Origin of the sequence: Steroidobacter denitrificans (assembly GCF_001579945.1) — a bacterium.
Lineage (GTDB): Bacteria > Pseudomonadota > Gammaproteobacteria > Steroidobacterales > Steroidobacteraceae > Steroidobacter > Steroidobacter denitrificans.
The window spans coordinates 1,795,180-1,812,542 of sequence record NZ_CP011971.1 but is presented as its reverse complement, the minus strand read 5'-3'; the positions used below and the strand labels follow the sequence as shown (position 1 = coordinate 1,812,542).

The 17,363-nt window shown below is 63.6% G+C and carries 12 protein-coding genes; 8 read left to right on the top strand and 4 right to left on the bottom strand.

Annotated features, from left to right (window positions below):
* Positions 1-25: 25 nt before the first annotated feature.
* The 4 genes from acnA to purB form a co-directional block, all read right to left on the bottom strand.
* Positions 26-2,716: an aconitate hydratase AcnA gene (acnA, locus tag ACG33_RS08210; protein WP_066920262.1), complete on the bottom strand. Its 2,691-nt coding sequence runs from the start codon at positions 2,714-2,716 to the stop codon at positions 26-28.
* A 112-nt stretch (positions 2,717-2,828) separates the two neighbouring features.
* A complete protein-coding gene (gene mnmA, locus ACG33_RS08205) occupies positions 2,829-3,977 on the bottom strand; it encodes a tRNA 2-thiouridine(34) synthase MnmA (RefSeq protein ID WP_083536611.1) in 1,149 nt (382 codons plus the stop codon).
* A 30-nt stretch (positions 3,978-4,007) separates the two neighbouring features.
* On the bottom strand, positions 4,008-4,523 hold the full coding sequence (locus ACG33_RS08200) for an NUDIX hydrolase (RefSeq protein ID WP_083536609.1): 516 nt from the start codon (positions 4,521-4,523) through the stop codon (positions 4,008-4,010).
* Positions 4,524-4,582: 59 nt separating this feature from the next.
* Entirely contained in the window at positions 4,583-5,950 is a 1,368-nt protein-coding gene (gene purB, locus ACG33_RS08195; RefSeq protein WP_066920260.1) for an adenylosuccinate lyase, read from the bottom strand.
* 382 nt (positions 5,951-6,332) lie between these two features.
* Here purB and ACG33_RS08190 point away from each other — a divergent pair, with 382 nt between their 5' ends.
* From ACG33_RS08190 to hrpA, 8 genes are all read left to right on the top strand, one after another.
* On the top strand, positions 6,333-7,739 hold the full coding sequence (locus ACG33_RS08190; RefSeq protein WP_157071853.1) for a class II fumarate hydratase: 1,407 nt from the start codon (positions 6,333-6,335) through the stop codon (positions 7,737-7,739).
* A gap of 6 nt (positions 7,740-7,745) precedes the next feature.
* Positions 7,746-8,402, top strand: coding sequence for an NUDIX hydrolase (locus ACG33_RS08185; protein ID WP_066920256.1), 657 nt, complete (start codon positions 7,746-7,748; stop codon positions 8,400-8,402).
* A gap of 47 nt (positions 8,403-8,449) precedes the next feature.
* Positions 8,450-9,271 (top strand): nucleoside triphosphate pyrophosphohydrolase, encoded by an 822-nt coding sequence (mazG, locus tag ACG33_RS08180; RefSeq protein ID WP_066920254.1) that lies wholly within the window; start codon positions 8,450-8,452, stop codon positions 9,269-9,271.
* 439 nt (positions 9,272-9,710) lie between these two features.
* Positions 9,711-10,301, top strand: a complete 591-nt coding sequence (locus ACG33_RS08175) for a glycine zipper 2TM domain-containing protein (RefSeq protein ID WP_066920251.1) — start codon at positions 9,711-9,713, stop codon at positions 10,299-10,301.
* Between the two features lie 61 nt (positions 10,302-10,362).
* Positions 10,363-10,668: a PepSY domain-containing protein gene (locus ACG33_RS16095; protein WP_168160050.1), complete on the top strand. Its 306-nt coding sequence runs from the start codon at positions 10,363-10,365 to the stop codon at positions 10,666-10,668.
* A gap of 24 nt (positions 10,669-10,692) precedes the next feature.
* Positions 10,693-11,379 carry a response regulator transcription factor gene (locus tag ACG33_RS08165; RefSeq protein ID WP_066920247.1) on the top strand — a complete coding sequence of 229 codons (687 nt, stop codon included), beginning with the start codon at positions 10,693-10,695 and terminating at the stop codon, positions 11,377-11,379.
* A gap of 97 nt (positions 11,380-11,476) precedes the next feature.
* Complete coding sequence (locus tag ACG33_RS08160; RefSeq protein ID WP_168160049.1) at positions 11,477-12,892, top strand: ATP-binding protein; 1,416 nt, start codon at positions 11,477-11,479, stop codon at positions 12,890-12,892.
* Between the two features lie 85 nt (positions 12,893-12,977).
* On the top strand, positions 12,978-17,222 hold the full coding sequence (gene hrpA / locus ACG33_RS08155) for an ATP-dependent RNA helicase HrpA (RefSeq protein ID WP_066920237.1): 4,245 nt from the start codon (positions 12,978-12,980) through the stop codon (positions 17,220-17,222).
* The last annotated feature ends 141 nt before the right edge of the window (positions 17,223-17,363 follow it).

The following is a 17,363-nucleotide window of genomic DNA, read 5'->3' as shown; positions in this document are numbered from 1 at the left end:
CGACGCCGGATCTCACGCCGCCGGCTCAGGCGGCCTTGGTGGAGGAGGCGAGTTGGCGCAGCACGTAGTGCAGAATGCCGCCGTGCTGGAAGTATTCGCGTTCCTTGGGCGTATCGATACGCACTAGCACTTCGAATTTGATCGCAGCACCCGATGCAGGCGTTGCAACCACGGTCACCTTCTTCGCGGCACCCGCGTTGAGGCCGATGATCTCGAAGGTTTCCTTGCCGGTAAGGCCGAGCGATTGCGCACTCTGGCCATCCTTGAACTGCAGCGGCAGTACACCCATGCCGATCAGATTGGAGCGATGGATGCGTTCGAAGCTTTCGGCGATGACGGCCTTCACGCCCAGCAGCATCGTGCCCTTGGCGGCCCAGTCGCGCGAGGAGCCCGTGCCATATTCCTTGCCGGCCAGGATCACCAGCGGCGTGCCTTCCTGCCGGTAGCGCATGGCGGCGTCATAGATGCTCATCTGCTCGCCGCTGGGCACATGCACCGTGATACCCCCTTCGGTTCCCGGGGCCAGTTCGTTGCGCAGACGAATATTCGCGAAAGTACCGCGCATCATGACTTCGTGATTGCCGCGGCGCGAGCCGTAGGAATTGAAGTCCTTGGGCTGTACGCCCAGGGACATCAGGTATTGCGCCGCCGGGCTGGTCTTGGCGATATTGCCCGCCGGCGAGATGTGGTCGGTCGTGACCGAATCGCCCAGGAGAGCCAGCGCCCGCGCATTGCGGATGTCCGCTACCGGGTCGGGTTTCATGGTCATGCCGACGAAGTAGGGTGGATTCTTGACGTAGGTCGAGGCTTCATCCCAGGCGTAAATCTTGCCAGCCGGCACCTTGATCGAGTTCCAGTGTTCGTCACCTGCGAACACGCTCGAATAGCCGCGCTTGAACATGGCTGCATCGAGCGATTTGGCGATCACCTCCTGGATTTCCGCCTGCGTCGGCCAGATGTCCTTGAGATAGACCGGCTTGCCGTCCTTGCCGGTGCCCAGCGGCTCGCGAGTCAGGTCCAACTCGAGGGTTCCGGCGAGCGCGTAGGCGACGACCAGGGGCGGGGAAGCCAGGAAGTTCATTTTCACTTCCGGATGCACGCGGCCTTCGAAGTTGCGGTTGCCCGAGAGCACAGAGCAGGCGATGAGGTCGGCGGTCCGCACGGCCTCGCTGATCTCCGGCTTGAGCGGACCGGAATTGCCGATGCAAGTGGTACAGCCGTAGCCGACGGTGTAGAAGCCCAGTGCCTCGAGATCCCCGGTGAGGCCGGCCTTCTCCAGATAGTCGGTCACTACGCGCGATCCCGGCGCAATGCTGGTTTTCACCCAGGGCTTGCTCGTCAGACCCAGGCGGCGTGCATTGCGCGCCAGCAGCCCGGCAGCGACCAACACCGCCGGATTCGACGTGTTTGTACAACTTGTGATCGCCGCGATCAGTACGGCGCCGTCCTTCACTTCGAAGGGCTGTCCGCCTTTCACGGTGGCCTGGCCGGTGGCGGCAGGGTTCTTCGCGCTGCGCTCCTGGGCCATCTTCGCATGTGCGGCCTGATAGATCGGTTTTGCGGTGCGCAGCGGTACGCGGTCCTGCGGACGCTTCGGACCCGCCAGCGAAGACTCGACGGAATCCAGGTTCAGCTCCACCACGTCGGTATAGTCCGCCTGCGGCTGGCCATTCTCGCGCCACAAGCCCTGATGTTGCGCATAAGCCTTCACCAGCGCGATGTGCTCGGCGCCGCGGCCGGTCAATTCCAGATAGCGCAGAGTTTCGTTGTCGATCGGGAAAATGGCGCAGGTACTGCCGAATTCGGGCGACATGTTGGCGATCGTGGCGCGATCGGCCAGAGGCAGGCTCGCCAAGCCGTCGCCGAAGAATTCCACGAACTTGTCGACCACACCCTTCTTGCGCAGCATTTCGGTCACGGTGAGCACCAGGTCGGTCGCCGTCGTGCCGGCGGGCAGGCTGCCGGTGAGTTTGACGCCGATCACATGCGGAATGAGCATCGTGATGGGCTGGCCCAGCATGACTGCCTCGGCCTCGATGCCTCCCACACCCCAGCCCAGCACGCCCAGGCCATTGACCATCGTGGTGTGCGAATCGGTGCCGACCAAGGTATCGGGATAGGCCCGGCGGGTGCCGTTCTTATCGACATCGAACACCACCCGCGCCAGATGCTCGATATTGACCTGGTGCACGATACCCGTGTTCGGCGGAACGACCTTGAAATTGCTGAAAGCGCCCTGGCCCCAGCGCAGGAAGGAGTAACGCTCGGCATTGCGCTCGAATTCGATGGCGTTGTTTTTGGCCAGCGAGTCCGGTGTGCCATAGACGTCGACTTGTACTGAATGATCGATGACCAGTTCGGCGGGCGACAGAGGATTGATTTCATCGGGATTACCACCGAGCCGGGTCATGGCCTCGCGCATCGCGGCCAGGTCGACCACGGCCGGCACGCCGGTGAAGTCCTGCATGATCACCCGGCTGGGAGAGAATGAAATTTCGTAGGCGGGCGCCGCCTTGGGATCCCAGCTCAGCAGGGCCTCGATATCGGCGCGTGTAACATTGACGCCGTCCTCGAAGCGCAGCAGGTTCTCGAGCAGGATCTTCAGCGAAAAAGGCAGGCGGCCGACATTGCGGTCCTGCAATGCGGTCAGACTGAAGATTTCCAGGTTGCCGCTGCCGCAAGCGAGCGTCGTGCGCGCCTTGAACGAGTCTTTCATGCGTCCTCCGAGAGGAAATTAGGGGGCGCAGCGCCAGGTTGCCTTCGGCGGGCCCAATGTACTAACCAGTGTACTAAAGCGGCGCGGATTATAGCGGCTTCGGCGGCTCAGTTCAGGGGTGGCATGCAAAAGCCCCCTCAGGCAGGCCCTGGCGCGTCCCCGGTCCTTGGCCGGCGCATGGGCCGGCAGATTCGATCACGCCGCCCCCCAGACATACGTCTGCATCATAAAAAACCGCATATTGTCCGGGAGTTACCGCGCGCTGCGGCATATCGAAAGCGATATATGCGCCGCCGTTTGGTGCGATTTCCACCGTGCAGGGCTGATCCGGCTGCCGGTAGCGCACCTTGACGCCGCAGCGAAAACGCTCGGCCGGCGCTGCCCCGGCGATCCAGGTCAGCCGGGCGACCCGCGCCTCGCTGCATAGCAAGGCGGGATGATCATGCCCCTGTACGACGATCAGCACGTTGCCGGCCACATCCTTGGCCGCGACATACCAAGGCAATTCCCCGGCATCGCGGCGTCCCCCGATGCGCAGGCCCTGGCGCTGGCCGAGGGTGTAATACATCAGGCCGCGATGCTCGCCGAGCCGGCGGCCGTCAAGCGTGCGGATTTCCCCTGGCTGGGCTGGCAGGTAGCGTTGCAGAAACTCGGCGAAGGGCCGCTCACCGATAAAACAGATGCCGGTGCTGTCTTTTTTGTCGAAGACCGGCAGCGCCTGTTCCAGCGCCAAACGGCGAACCTCGCGCTTGCGCAGGCCGCCCAGGGGGAACAGCGTATGCGCCAGCGCGGCGGCGTCGATGCCGTGCAAGAAATAGCTCTGGTCCTTGTCGGTGTCGATGCCCTTGAGTAGACGCACACCCGCCGGCACGTGCTCCACGCGAGCGTAATGCCCGGTGGCGACCCGCTCGGCACCCAGGCGGCGAGCATACTCGAAGCACACGCCGAACTTGATCTCCCGGTTGCACAAGACATCCGGATTAGGCGTGCGACCGGCCTGATATTCGGCGAGAAAATGCGCAAAGACGCGTTCGCGGTATTCGCCCGCGAAGCTGACCTTGTGCAGCACGATACCCAGCCGTTCGCATACCTCGCGGGCATCCTGGAAGTCCTGCGCGGCCGTGCAGTAACCATCCTCGTCCTCGTCCCAGTTGCTCATGAACAACCCCTGGACCGCATAGCCCTGTTGCTGCAATAGCCAGGCAGCGACGCTGGAATCGACGCCGCCGGACATGCCGACGATCACCAACGGAGCGGTCATGAGTGCGCGGCAGGCATGTAAGGACGCCCGTCAGGGCAGCGGGTTGAGCGCAGGGTGCTCGCAGGTGCGCAGTTCGCGCGTGCTCAGGACGCGCGCGTCCTGGAGCACCTGTTTCAGGATCTCCATGGGGTAGCGCGTACCTTCGAGGTAATCATCGATGCCGCGCAACACCATCGGGCTGCGCAGACGCGTGGCCTGGCGGACGATCTGCGCGCGGCTCATCCATACCGCCCGCTCGATGCCTCGATCCAGCGGCCGGGCGGGATCGTGGCCGCTCACCTGCCCGCAGAACGTGGCACGCAGAAAGCTGCGCTGGCGTTCCGGCTGTTCCCACAGGTAGATACCGATGAGCGCCTCGGGGTGGAATTCCCAGGCGGTTTCCTCGAGCGTTTCGCGCACCACGGCGTTCAGGAAGGTTTCCCCCCGCTCCACATGGCCGGCCGGCTGATTGAAGACCATGCGATTGCCGACACGCTCTTCGACCAGCAGGAATTGGCCGTTGCGTTCCACGACGGCGGCGACGGTCAGCTCGGGCCTGATACTCATGCAATTAGTATAACTTCCGCTTTTACAGTGGGTTGTGACTTCATCCCGGGTTTTTACCTTTAAACTTCACGGGCGAATCGTTCTGCAAGCCCAACGTACCGGGCCGGTGAAAGTTCAAGCAGATCCCGCCGGGCGTGCTCGGGAATCGCCAGGGAGGCGATGAAACCGTGCAGAGTCTCGGCATCGACACGCTGGCCGCGGGTCAGGATTTTGAGCTGTTCATAGGCATTTTCGACTCCGTAGCGGCGCATCACCGTCTGGATCGGTTCGGCCAGCAGTTCCCAGTTGGCCTCGAGGTCCGCGGCGAGGCAGGCTGCATCCACATCGATCCGCTCCAGGCCGCGCTCGATGGAGCGCCAGGCGATCAGCGCGTGGCTGACGGCCACGCCGACGTTACGCAGCACGGTGGAATCGGTCAGGTCGCGCTGCCAGCGCGATACCGGCAGCTTGTCCGCCAGGAAGCGCAGCAGTGCATTGGACAGGCCGAGGTTGCCTTCGCCGTTCTCGAAGTCGATAGGGTTGACCTTGTGAGGCATCGTCGAGGAGCCCACTTCACCGGCCAGCGTGCGCTGGCGGAAATAGCCGAGGGAAATGTAACTCCACAGATCGCGGCACATATCGATCATCACGGTGTTGATACGCGCCAGTGCATCGAAGTATTCCGCCATCCAGTCGTGCGGTTCGATCTGGGTCGTGTAGGGATTCCAATGCAGATCCAGGGATTCCACGAAACACCGCCCCAGATGCGGCCAGTCGGTCTGGGCATAGGCGACCAGGTGCGCATTGAAATTACCCACCGCACCGTTGATCTTGCCGGCGATGGCAACCGCGCCAAAGCGGTTGCGCTGCTCGCGCAGCCGGAAGGTGAAATTGGCGATCTCCTTGCCCAGAGTGGTCGGCGTGGCGGGTTGGCCGTGGGTGCGCGACATCATCGGCAGGGCGGCATGCGCATGTGCCAGGGCGCGCAACTGTCCGATCAGCGCGTCCAGCCGCGGCAGCAGTACCTGGTCGCGAGCCTCCTTGAGCATCAGCGCATAACTGAGATTGTTGATGTCCTCGGACGTGCAGGCGAAATGCACGAACTCGCGCCGTGTACGCCAGGCGGGCACCGCATCCAGGCGGTTTTTCACAAAATATTCGACGGCCTTGACGTCGTGGTTGGTTTCGCGCTCGATACGCTTGACCTCAGCGGCATCGTCCTCCGTGAACTCGGCAGCCAGCGCATCCAGGACGGCGAGCGCCTCGGCGGGCAGGCCACCCAGTTCCGGGAGGCCGCCATCGGCGCTCAGCGCCTTGAGCCACAATGCCTCGACACGCACGCGCTGACGGATGAGTCCTCGCTCGCTGAACAGCGGGCGCAGTTCGGCGGCTTTTTCAGCGTAGCGGCCATCGATGGGGGAAATCGCGTTCAGGGAGCTATGGTTCATGCAAGGGGTCGCCGTGACGGTAGAGCCGGGCATTATCGATGAGGCCCGCGGCGAAAACATCCCGAGATCTTTTTGAAGCGCCGCCGGACCCGGCGGCGTTCCCGCAAACACCTAGGGATCCGGTAGCATCCGGGGGTTCCGGCGGCATCCGAGGCATTCGATCCGCCGAGGTGCCGGGTATACGCCGGGGGCATCCGGTAGCGCCGAAGCGTCCGGTACGCCAGGTGGTTGATATACCCCGAGCCGGATACGCCCGAGGATCCCGGATAGGCGATACTGTGGAGTGATTTCACTGCGCGTCCGGCCAGTGAGCCCGGCCAGTGCGCCCGGCGGGGTCTCGTCCTAATTGACCGGCCTATCATGGGGCGGCATCGAGGTGCTTGTGGAAAGCGGCAGTTTTCGGACCGAACGCGACAGCCTGGGGGACCTCGCAGTCCCGGCTGACGCCTTGTGGGGTGCGCAGACCCAGCGTGCCGTGGAGAACTTTCCGATCAGCACTCTGCGCCTACCGCGGGAATTCATTCGCGCTCTGGGTTTCATCAAGTGGGCGGCGGCCACCACCAACATGGATCTGGGGCTGCTGGATACCCAGCGTGGCGCGGCCATCCAGAAGGCCGCCTTGGAAGTCGCCGAAGGGCATCACGATGCGCATTTCCCGGTCGATGTGTTCCAGACCGGTTCGGGCACCAGCAGCAACATGAATGCGAACGAGGTGATCGCGCGCCTGGCCGGCACCTATGCGGGTCAATCCGTTCATCCCAACGATCATGTGAACATGGGCCAGAGTTCCAATGACGTGATCCCCAGCGCCATTCATTTGAGCGCCTTGCTGGGCATCGAGCAGCAACTGCTGCCGGCGCTGGCCTATCTCAGTGCGATCATCGCCCGGCGAATCGGCCAGGTCGGAACTCTGGTGAAAACCGGCCGCACCCATCTCATGGATGCCATGCCGGTCACCCTCGGACAGGAGATGAGTGGCTGGCGCGGTCAGATCGAGCATGCCAGTGCGCGTCTGATGGAATCGCGCGCCCGCTTGCAGCTTTTGGCGATCGGTGCAACAGCGGTCGGCACGGGCATCAACGCACACCCGCGTTTCGCCGGCAGGGTCACGCGCTACCTGGCGGTAAAATGCGGTCTGGAATTGCGGCCCAGTGACAACTACTTCGAGTCTCTATCTTCTCAAGACACCGCGGTGGAGGTGTCCGGGCAGTTACGCACCTTGGCGGTCGCCTTGATGAAGATCGCCAACGATCTGCGCTGGATGAACAGCGGCCCATTGGCGGGTCTGGGAGAAATCGCGCTGCCCGCGCTGCAGCCGGGCAGCAGCATTATGCCCGGCAAGGTCAATCCGGTCATCCCCGAGGCGGTGGCGATGGTGGCGGCGCAGGTCATGGGCAACGACGCGACGATCGCGGTGGCGGGACAGTCAGGCAACTTCCAGCTCAATGTGATGCTGCCGGTAATCGCCTACAATCTGCTGCAGAGTATCGAACTTCTTGCCGCCGGCGCGCGGGTTCTGGCCGACTCGGCGATCGCCGGCTTCACGGTCAACGAGGCGCGCATCGGTGCGGCGCTGGAACGCAACCCCATCCTGGTGACTGCGCTGAATCCAGTGATCGGCTATGAAATGGGCGCGAAGATCGCCAAGCAGGCCTATGCGCAGGAACGGCCGGTGCGAGAGGTGGCGGCGGAGCAGACCGGCCTGTCCGCCGATGAACTGGCAAGCTTGCTCGATCCTCAGGCGCTGACCCGACCGTCGCCGGCGGATGCGCCGCAGCGCGGCGGTTGAGGTCTTGTGAAGACTCTGCCGACGAGCGCCGTACTCGCGCGCCGCAGCGCGCTGCGGTACCTGATCCAGGAACGGCTGAAAGATACCCGCCCTCTCACGGGTTCCGGCACGGCGCCGCCGGCTGAATTGTTCGCTGGGGCCGCCGCCGTCCTGCGACAATACTATTTATCGCCACCCGTGGCTGCCGCGGTCCTGGTGCCCATCATCGATCATCCGGACGGGCTGTCGATACTGCTCACTCAGCGCGCCGCGCATTTGAAGAATCATCCCGGACAGATCAGTTTTCCTGGCGGGCGCATCGAGCCCGGGGATGACGGAGCGCTGGCGGCAGCGTTGCGCGAAACGGAGGAGGAGATCGGGTTGGCACGCGAGCACATTACGATTGCAGGCTACCTGGATCCGCAACCGGTGTTCACCGGCTTTTGGGTCACGCCGGTGGTTGCCTTCGTACGGCCCGGGTTCACCCTGAATATCGATCACCACGAAGTGGAATCGACCTTCGAAGTGCCCTTGGAGCACATCATGGATAGTCGCAACCATCACACGCAGGAACGTATGCTCGGTGAACTTCGCCTGCAGGTACATGACATTCCCTACCGCGGGCATCGTATCTGGGGAGCGACCGCGGGCATGCTGATGGAGTTGTATCAGCTGCTGCGCTAAGCGGGATTGGCGAACCTTGGCAATGCATCGCAAGAGGCGGGATTCGCATGTCGATCGAACGTTTGCTGAATATCATGGCGCTGCTGCGTGATCCGCAGCGGGGCTGTCCATGGGATTTGGAACAGGATTTTCGCAGCGTCGCGCCCTACACGATCGAGGAGGCCTACGAAGTCGTCGATGCGATCGAGCGCAATGACCTGCAGGGTTTGCGCGAGGAACTGGGAGATTTGTTGTTCCAGATCGTCTTCCATGCGCAAATCGCACAGGAGCAGGGAATCTTCGGCTTCGAGGAGGTCGTCGCAGGAATCTGTGAAAAGATGCAAAGACGTCATCCGCATGTTTTCGGGAATGAACGGATCGATACAGTTGCGCAACAGAACCTTGCCTGGGAACAGATCAAGCAGCGTGAGCGCGCCCCCCGCGGCGGGCATTCGGCGAGCGGCGTTGCTGACGGTTCCGGAAGCGATGCGGCAAGCCTGCTGTCGGACGTGCCGCTGGCCCTGCCATCACTGACGCGTGCTGCAAAACTTGGCCGGCGTGCCGCACAGGCCGGTTTTCAGTGGCCGGATGTCGCCGGTGCGTTGGACAAGCTGGATGAGGAAATCGCCGAAATGCGTGCGGAGCTGGCACGCGGCGCGGATCCCGAGGCGATCGCCGCGGAGATCGGTGATGTATTGTTTTGCCTGGTCAATGTCTGCCGCTATCTGCAGATCGATCCCGAGACGTCCCTGCGCGGCACGAACGCCAAGTTCGAGCGCCGCTTCCGGCATGTGGAACGGCGGCTTCGGGAGCGCGGGCGCAGTCTGCAGGACGCCAGCCTGGAGGAGATGGATGCATTGTGGGAGGAGGGCAAGCGGCTGGGACATTGAAGCCTGTCGCATGGCTGCTGAGAGTCATCCAGGGGTTGGCCCTCCCGCTCATGGCCTGCTCCAACGATGCATCAAAAGGCAAATGCATCCTTGGAGCAGGCCATGAGCGGGGGGATTGTCCGTAACGTCTCCGGCTTCCTCCCGGCGAAGCATCGAAAGGCAAATGCATCCTTGGAGCAGGCCATGAGCGGGGGGATTGTCCGTAACGTCTCCGGCTTCCTCCCGGCGAAGCATCGAAAGGCAAATGCATCGCTGGAGCAAGCCATGAGCGGGGGGGATTGTCCGCAATGCCTTGTGCGTAGTGTTCGCGACCGCCGGAGCCCCATGTCCGGGACAGTTCAGGCTTCATTCAGACCTCGACCTCTACCCTGTCTCCCAGGCTCGGAAATGTCCGTGCCGAATGCGGCAAGAATCCTGTTCGGGCTTGGAGAGAACGAAAATGCGCAACAAACAGAGCACGGTGCAGATCCTGGCGGTCGCAGCGGGCGTTGCCGGCATGATCGGTTCGGCGCTGGCAGCCTCGCCGTCCTGGGCGAATTCGCGCCATACTGTTTCCTCTCAACCCTCCCAAGGGACTTATCAGTACGCGCCGGTGACGCGCGTGGAACCCATCATTCGCCAGGTGCGCGTCGATACGCCGCGGCGCGAGTGTTGGGATGAGGCGCGGTATGTGGAGTCGCGCGCGCATATTTCCGATCCCGCGGTAGGGGGACGCACCTTGCTGGGCAGCATCATCGGCGGCGTCATCGGGCACCAGTTCGGCAGCGGGCGCGGCCGTGACGCGGCGACCGTAGCGGGCGCCGCGATCGGCGCCGGTGTGGGCTATGACAGCGCGGCAAAGCGCTATCCTGCGGGTGTGCGCGAGGAAGTCGTACAGCGCTGCGAAGTGAGCTATCGACAGGAGTATCAGGAGCGCATCGAAGGCTACCGGGTGAGCTATCGGGTCGATGGCCGCGAGTACGATACCCAGATGCCCTACGATCCGGGCGACCGCATTCGGGTGCGCGTGTCGGTCGTTCCGGCACCTTGATACGGCCGATTGCACCTCGAGGCGTGAAGTCACGCCTCGTCGCACGTACACTACGAGCCCCATGCACATTGGCCGGCCATTTCCAGCAACCCTGCTGACCCTGATGACAGCATGTGCGCTATGGGGTATCGCATCCGCGCACGCGCAGGAACTGCTCGATCGGCGGCCGCGCCACGAGGCGCGTGAATCCTCCGAGGTATCCCTGGACCAGGCGGTACGTATGGCGCAGCGACGTTATCATGCCAAGGCGGTTCGGGCTGAAACCGTGCGCAGCGGCAACCGGCGGATGCACCAGATTCGCCTGCTCAACAGCGAAGGCAAGGTCTGGACCGTGTATGTGGACGCCGATTCCGGCGACATGAACTGATCCGCTCCGATCGGTATTGACCCCATGCGTATCCTGATCGTCGAAGACGAAACCATACTGCGCGAATCGATCGTCCGGCAGCTCCGGGAAGCCGGTTTCAATGTGGATGCCGCAGCCGATGGCGAGGAGGGCTTGTACTACGGTCGGGAATACTCGCTGGATCTGGCCATCATCGACCTGGGGTTGCCGAAGCTGCCGGGCCTGGAACTGATCCGCAAGCTGCGCGAAGGATCCAAAACGTATCCGATCCTGATCCTTACTGCGCGCGACCGCTGGCAGGACAAGGTGGAGGGTCTGCAGGCGGGCGCTGACGACTACCTTGTCAAGCCGTTTCATTTCGAGGAACTGCTGGCGCGGATGCAGGCGCTGTTGCGCCGTTCCGGCGGCTGGGCGCAGCCGGTATTGCGCTGCGGGCCGGTGGCACTGGATCCCCGGACCCAGGATGTCACGGTCCGGGACCTCAAGGTCGAGCTCACCAGCTTCGAGTACCGGATCCTGGAATACTTGATCCATCGGGCTGGCGAGGTCATTTCCAAGGCCGAGCTCACCGAGCGTCTGTATGCCCAGGATTTCGATCGCGACAGCAATACCATCGAAGTGTTCATCGGCCGCCTGCGGCGCAAGCTCGATCCCGACGATACGATCAAGCCCATCGAGACTTTGCGTGGCCGCGGCTATCGCTTTGCCCTGCAGCGCGAGAGTGCGGCTTGAGTTTGCGCCGACGATGGACCAATGTGCGGCAGGCACGGCTGCGACGGATCCGCCCACGGCGGATTCGGTCGGCGTCCGAATCCGCCTGAACCCGAATATGCAACCTCGCTCGCTGAGTACCCGCCTGCTCTTGTCGGTCAGCGCGGTGCTGGTGGTGTTTTTCGGCATCACGATCCTGGCGCTGGATTTCGTATTTCGCGATTTAAGCGAGCGGGCGATTCGTGATCGCCTCGAGGTGCAGGTGATCGCCCTGCTGTCGGCCTCCGAGGAGGACGAGGAAGGTGGTTTGCGGCCGCAGCAGCTCGCCGAGCCGCGGTTCGACAATCCCGGCTCCGGCCTGTATGCGCAGATCGCCGGCATTCGCGCTGCCGGTACCGGCGGACAGGTCGTGACGCCGGCCGATAGGCACAACGAAAGCGTGTGGCGTTCCAAGTCCTTGACCGGGTCGGGTCTGGTTTTCCCTGCCTATCTGAGGATCGGCGAACGCCGTTTCGGTGAACTCAGGCGTGATGACGGTACCCTGGTGCTGGGCTTCAGCATGGGCATCGACTGGCAGTTCAGCGACGGCACGATGCGCCCGTTCGTCTACAGCGTCGCCGAAAGCCTGGAGCCCTATTACGCGCAGCTGCGCCGCCTGCGCGGCGGACTGTTCGGCGGGTTCGGAATACTGATGGCTCTGTTGCTGGGGACTCTGGCTCTGCTGTTGCGCCGTCTGCTTGCACCTTTGCGTCGGGTGGAGCAGGAAATCGAGGCGATCGAGGCCGGCGAATTGACCGAGTTGGGCGGCGGTTATCCGCGCGAGCTGCTCGGTATCACCACGAACCTCAATACCCTGCTGCACAGTGAACGTGAGCGCATGGCCCGCTACCGCAATACCCTCGGCAACCTGGCGCATAGCTTCAAGACGCCGCTGGCGGTGATGCGCAACCTGCTGGGCAGCTCGCCGGCGCGTTTGCTGCCCATGGCGCGGCAGCTCGATGAACAGGTCGACCGCATGGATGAGATGGTGAACTATCAGCTCAAGCGTGCTGCGGCAGCCGGTGGAACAGGGCTGGGCAATGCTCCCGTCGATGTGGGTGCGGCCCTGGAGGCACTGCGCGGTGCGCTGCTCAAGGTATATGCGGATCGTGATATCGACTGCGAGCTGAGGGTGAGCGAGGATTGCATGTACAGGGGCGATCGCGAGGATCTGACCGAAATCGCCGGCAATCTGCTGGACAATGCCTTCAAGTGGTGCCGCGGCCGGGTGCGCATGAGTGCGCAGCGCTGGCCTCGGCCGGCGGCACGGCGCGATGGGCTGCAGCTGCTGATCGAAGACGACGGGCCCGGGATTCCGGAGGAGGAACGTAGCCGTGTCCTGGAGCGCGGTGCACGTCTTGATGAACACATCAGCGGCCAGGGTATCGGGCTATCCGTGGTACGCGAATTGGTGCGGCTCAACGGCGGCAGCCTGTCGATCGGTATATCGCCGCTGGGCGGAGCATGCATCGCAGTACAGTTGGCACCCAATTGACCCGCCGATTCGTCCTGGTCGAATGCGTCGTGGATCTGGCCTCGACCATGCGTCTGCCGTTTCGATCCGGCCCGATGCAGAACCGATGATCTCACCGGCTGATTTCAACACGACGCTGCTCGATCTGCGCGAACGCCTGATCATGACGCGATATGTCGATCGGACGAGGTTCGCACGCGAGTTGGACCGCTTGTTCGCGCGCGGCGCTTCGAGCGCGTCGGCCCAGTCTGCCGAGATGCTGTCGCAGGCGATTCGGCACTCGGCTGGACAGGTGGAGCGTCTACGCGCACTGCCGCTGCGGCTTCAGTACGATCCGGCGCTACCCATCACCGCGCATCGCGATGAGATCGCGCAGGCCCTGCATCAGCATCCACTCGTCGTGGTTTGCGGTGCGACCGGCTCCGGTAAGACCACGCAGTTGCCCAAAATCTGCCTGGAAGCTGGACGCGGCAGCTTCGGATTGATCGGCCACACGCAACCTCGGCGCATCGCTGCGCGGGCGATCGCCGCACGCCTGGCCAACGAATTAGGTACGAACGTGGGTGGCGCCGTCGGCTACCAGGTGCGCTTCACGGATCGCAGCGGTCCGGATTGCCGTGTCAAGCTCATGACCGACGGTATCCTGCTGCGCGAACTGAAGAACGACCGGCTGCTGCGCCGCTACGATACCCTGATCATCGACGAGGCCCACGAGCGCAGCCTCAATATCGATTTTCTGCTGGGCGTGATCAAGGAACTGCTGCCGCGGCGCCCCGAGCTGCGAGTGATCATCACTTCCGCGACCATCGATCCGCAGCGTTTCGCGGGATTCTTCGGCGGTGCTCCCGTCATCGAAGTCTCCGGCAGGAGTTATCCGGTCGAAGTACGCTATCGCCCGCTGTCCGGCGACCAGGATGACCTGGAGCTGTCGCTGAGCGAGGGCGTCATCGCAGCGGTCCAGGAACTGGATCGCCGCGACCGTGGCGACGTGCTGGTGTTCCTGCCTGGAGAAAAACAGATTCGCGAGGCCGCCGACGCGCTCGACAAGGCACATCTGCACCACACCGAGGTGTTGCCGCTGTATGCGCGCCTGTCCACACGCGACCAGGAAAAGATCTTCGAGAAACATGGGCCGCGCCGCATCGTGCTGGCGACGAATGTCGCGGAGACTTCGCTCACCGTCCCCGGCATCCGCCACGTGATCGACTCGGGGCTGGCACGCATCAGCCGTTACAGCGTGCGCGGCAAGGTGCAGCGCCTGCCGATCGAGCCGGTGTCGCAGGCGAGTGCCGATCAGCGCAAGGGCCGGGCCGGGCGCGAGCGCGCCGGTATCTGTATTCGCCTGTACGGCGAGGAAGACTTCGAACAGCGCGCCGCCTTCACCGCGCCGGAGGTGCTGCGTACCAACCTGGCCAGCGTGATTCTACAGATGGCCGCGCTGGAGCTGGGTGACCCGCAGTCCTTTCCGTTCCTGGATCCACCCGATACCCGGCTCATCAACGATGGTTATCGCCTGCTGCAGGAGCTCAAGGCGGTCGATGATGCTCGGCAAGTGACCCGCCTGGGGCACCAACTCGCTACGTTGCCGCTGGATCCACGCCTGGGACGCATGCTGATCAGCGCCAGCCATCATGGCTGCCTGGCGCAGATGCTGGTGATCGCCGCCTTCCTCGCCGTACAGGATCCTCGTGAGCGGCCTTCGGACCAGCAGACTCAGGCCGATCAGAAGCATGCGCTGTTCGCCGATCCGCGCTCGGATTTCATGATGGTGCTGAATCTGTGGACAGTCTTTACCGAACAATCGGCGAATCTGTCGGGCAGTCAGCTGCGCAAGTGGTGTCGCGAGCATTTCCTGTCGTATCTACGCCTGCGAGAGTGGCAGGATCTGCGCCGCCAGTTGGAGGAGACCGTGCGCGAGCTGGATCTGCGGCCCAACGATACGCCTCCGCGGTATGACGAACTGCATCAGGCCATCCTGACCGGCTTCCTGGGCGGCATCGGTGTGCTGGATGAGCGCCGGGAATACGAAGGCGCACGCGGCACACGTTTCGTGATCGCTCCCGGAACGCCCCTGGCTGCCAAGCCGCCGAAATGGGTGGTGGCCGCAAGTCTGATGGAGACCACGCGCCTGTATGCCCGCAGCGTCGCCGCGGTGGAACCGCATTGGATCGAGTCGGCCGGTGCGCATCTGCTCAGGCGCAGCTACAGTGAGCCGCACTGGGTGCCGGAGCGCGGCTTCGTCGCCGCCTATGAGGCCGTGGCGCTGTATGGGCTGACGCTGGCTGCACGCCGCCGGATCAACTATGGCAGCGTTGCGCCGCGGGAGGCGCGCGAGATTTTCGTGCGTGAGGCATTGGTGGAAGGGCGCACTCGCCTGCGAGCGCCGTTTCTGGAGCACAACCACCGGCTGCGCCGCGAACTCGAGGCCCTGGAGGCCCGGGTACGGCGGCGCGACATCCTGGTAGACGAACAGACGATATGCGATTTCTACCTGCGGCATCTGCCCGAACAGGTGCATTCCACGGCGGCGCTGGAGAAATGGCTGAAAGGTGGCGGCCGTTCGCGTTCAGTCTCATCGAGTCATGAATCTGAAGGGGATCGGGCACGCCGGTTGTTCATGACCCGCAGCGATCTCATGCGGCGCGGCACGCCGGAAATGACTGCGGACAGTCATCCGGATACGCTGTCGATCGCCGGTAATGCCCTGCCGCTGCTTTATCGTTTCGAGCCTGGCGAGGCCGACGACGGTGTGAGTTTGTCGCTACCGCTGCCGTTGCTGGCCGCCACGCTGCCGGCGCATCTGGCGCCGATCCCGGGTTGGCGCGAGGAGGCGATCACGGCGCTGCTGCGCGCGCTGCCCAAGCCGATACGGAGATACTTCGTACCCGTCCCGGAGCACGCGGCGCTTGCCGCCGGACAAATCCGCGCCGGTGCGGACTACCATGCCGTATTGGCTGACTGGATCAATGCGACGGTGCGCGCCGGTGGCGGCGCGGCGGCTCTGACGGCCTTTGCGGGCGAGGCGGGACTGTCTGCTGCCATGCTTGCGGATCTGCCGATCCCGGATTACCTGCGCATGAACGTGCGGGTGGTGGATCTCGACGGCGGATTGCTTGCTCAGGGCCGCGATCTGCAGGTGCTGAAGCGCCGTCTGCGCGAGCATGAGTTCGAGTCGGCGGCATTGATGAACGATCCGGCTGAAACGTCCCCGATGGCCGCCTCTTGCGGCCATCGGTCCGCAGCCGGAAAGGCGAGACAGCCTGTGATCGGGGCGCATCCGGCACCAATATCGGCATCGGCAGCACTAGCACCTGCACCTCGTTCGATACCGGCCGCACGCAGGCCGGAAGCGACACACCCAGCGCCGGTTTCGCCCACCGCGGAGCAGCGGTATCATCGTGCCTGGGACTTTGGCGAGTTGCCTGCCAGCCGGATCCTGGAACGCCAGGGACTGCGCTACACGGTATATCCAGGTCTGCTGGATCGCGGCGACGGCGTCGTGCCGGCGCAGTTTGCCCATCCCATCCCGGCGCAGCAGGCGCTGCGCGCCGGCATCATACGGCTGGCGATCCTGGCCTTGCCGGATCAATACAAGTATGCACGCAGCCGATTCCAGCGGGAACGCGAGCTGGCGCTGCTGGGACAGGGCGTCAATGCCCGGCAGCCGCTGGCCGATGCACTGGCCTGGCGAGTGTTCGCAGACGGATTGTGGGAGAGTGGATCGCAAGGTGGTGCCGGTACGGGAATGGCGATCCTGGCCGATCTGCAACAGGATGCGCTGCCGCGTACCTCGACCGATGCGCTGCCGCGCAATGCAGCGCAGTTCCAATCACTGCTGGATCGGCGTCGGGCCGGCCTCGCCGAAGTGACTGAGCGCGTGCTGGCGCAGGTGTTGCAGGTATTGCGTGAGCTGCGCAGCATACGACAGGGCCTGGCGCAGCTGAGCGCCCCGGGATATCAGGAGCTGCAGCGTGATGTGCAGCTGCAATTGCAGCAACTGATGCCCGAGGATTTCCCACGAGATGTTCCCGAACTGCTGTGGCCTCACTTGGCGCGCTACATGAAGGCACTCACGCGACGCATCGAGAAGGCCGCCGGCAATGCACGGCGCGATGCCGAGCTGCTCGCCCGTGCAGCACCGTTCGCCGCCGCTTGCGAGCAATTGGAACGCGAGGCACGCGGCGTGGCGTTGCGCATGGAGCTCGACCGGCTGCAATGGATGCTCCAGGAGTTTCGCGTGTCCTTGTTTGCCCAGGATTTACGCACCGCGGTGCCGGTGTCGGACAAGCGGCTGGCCGCACAGCTCGAACGTGCCCGGGCGCAATTGCGCCAGGAGAGCGGGGCGGGATAATAACGATGATATCCTTCCGCGGAGAGTTGTTTTCGGCGAGGATAAAGCGTTTTTCCGCACTCCAGCCGCCATTGCCGCACTCCAGCTACCAAGGTGATAGCCATACATCCGAAGTACCTCGCCGGACAGGTGCTCAGTCTG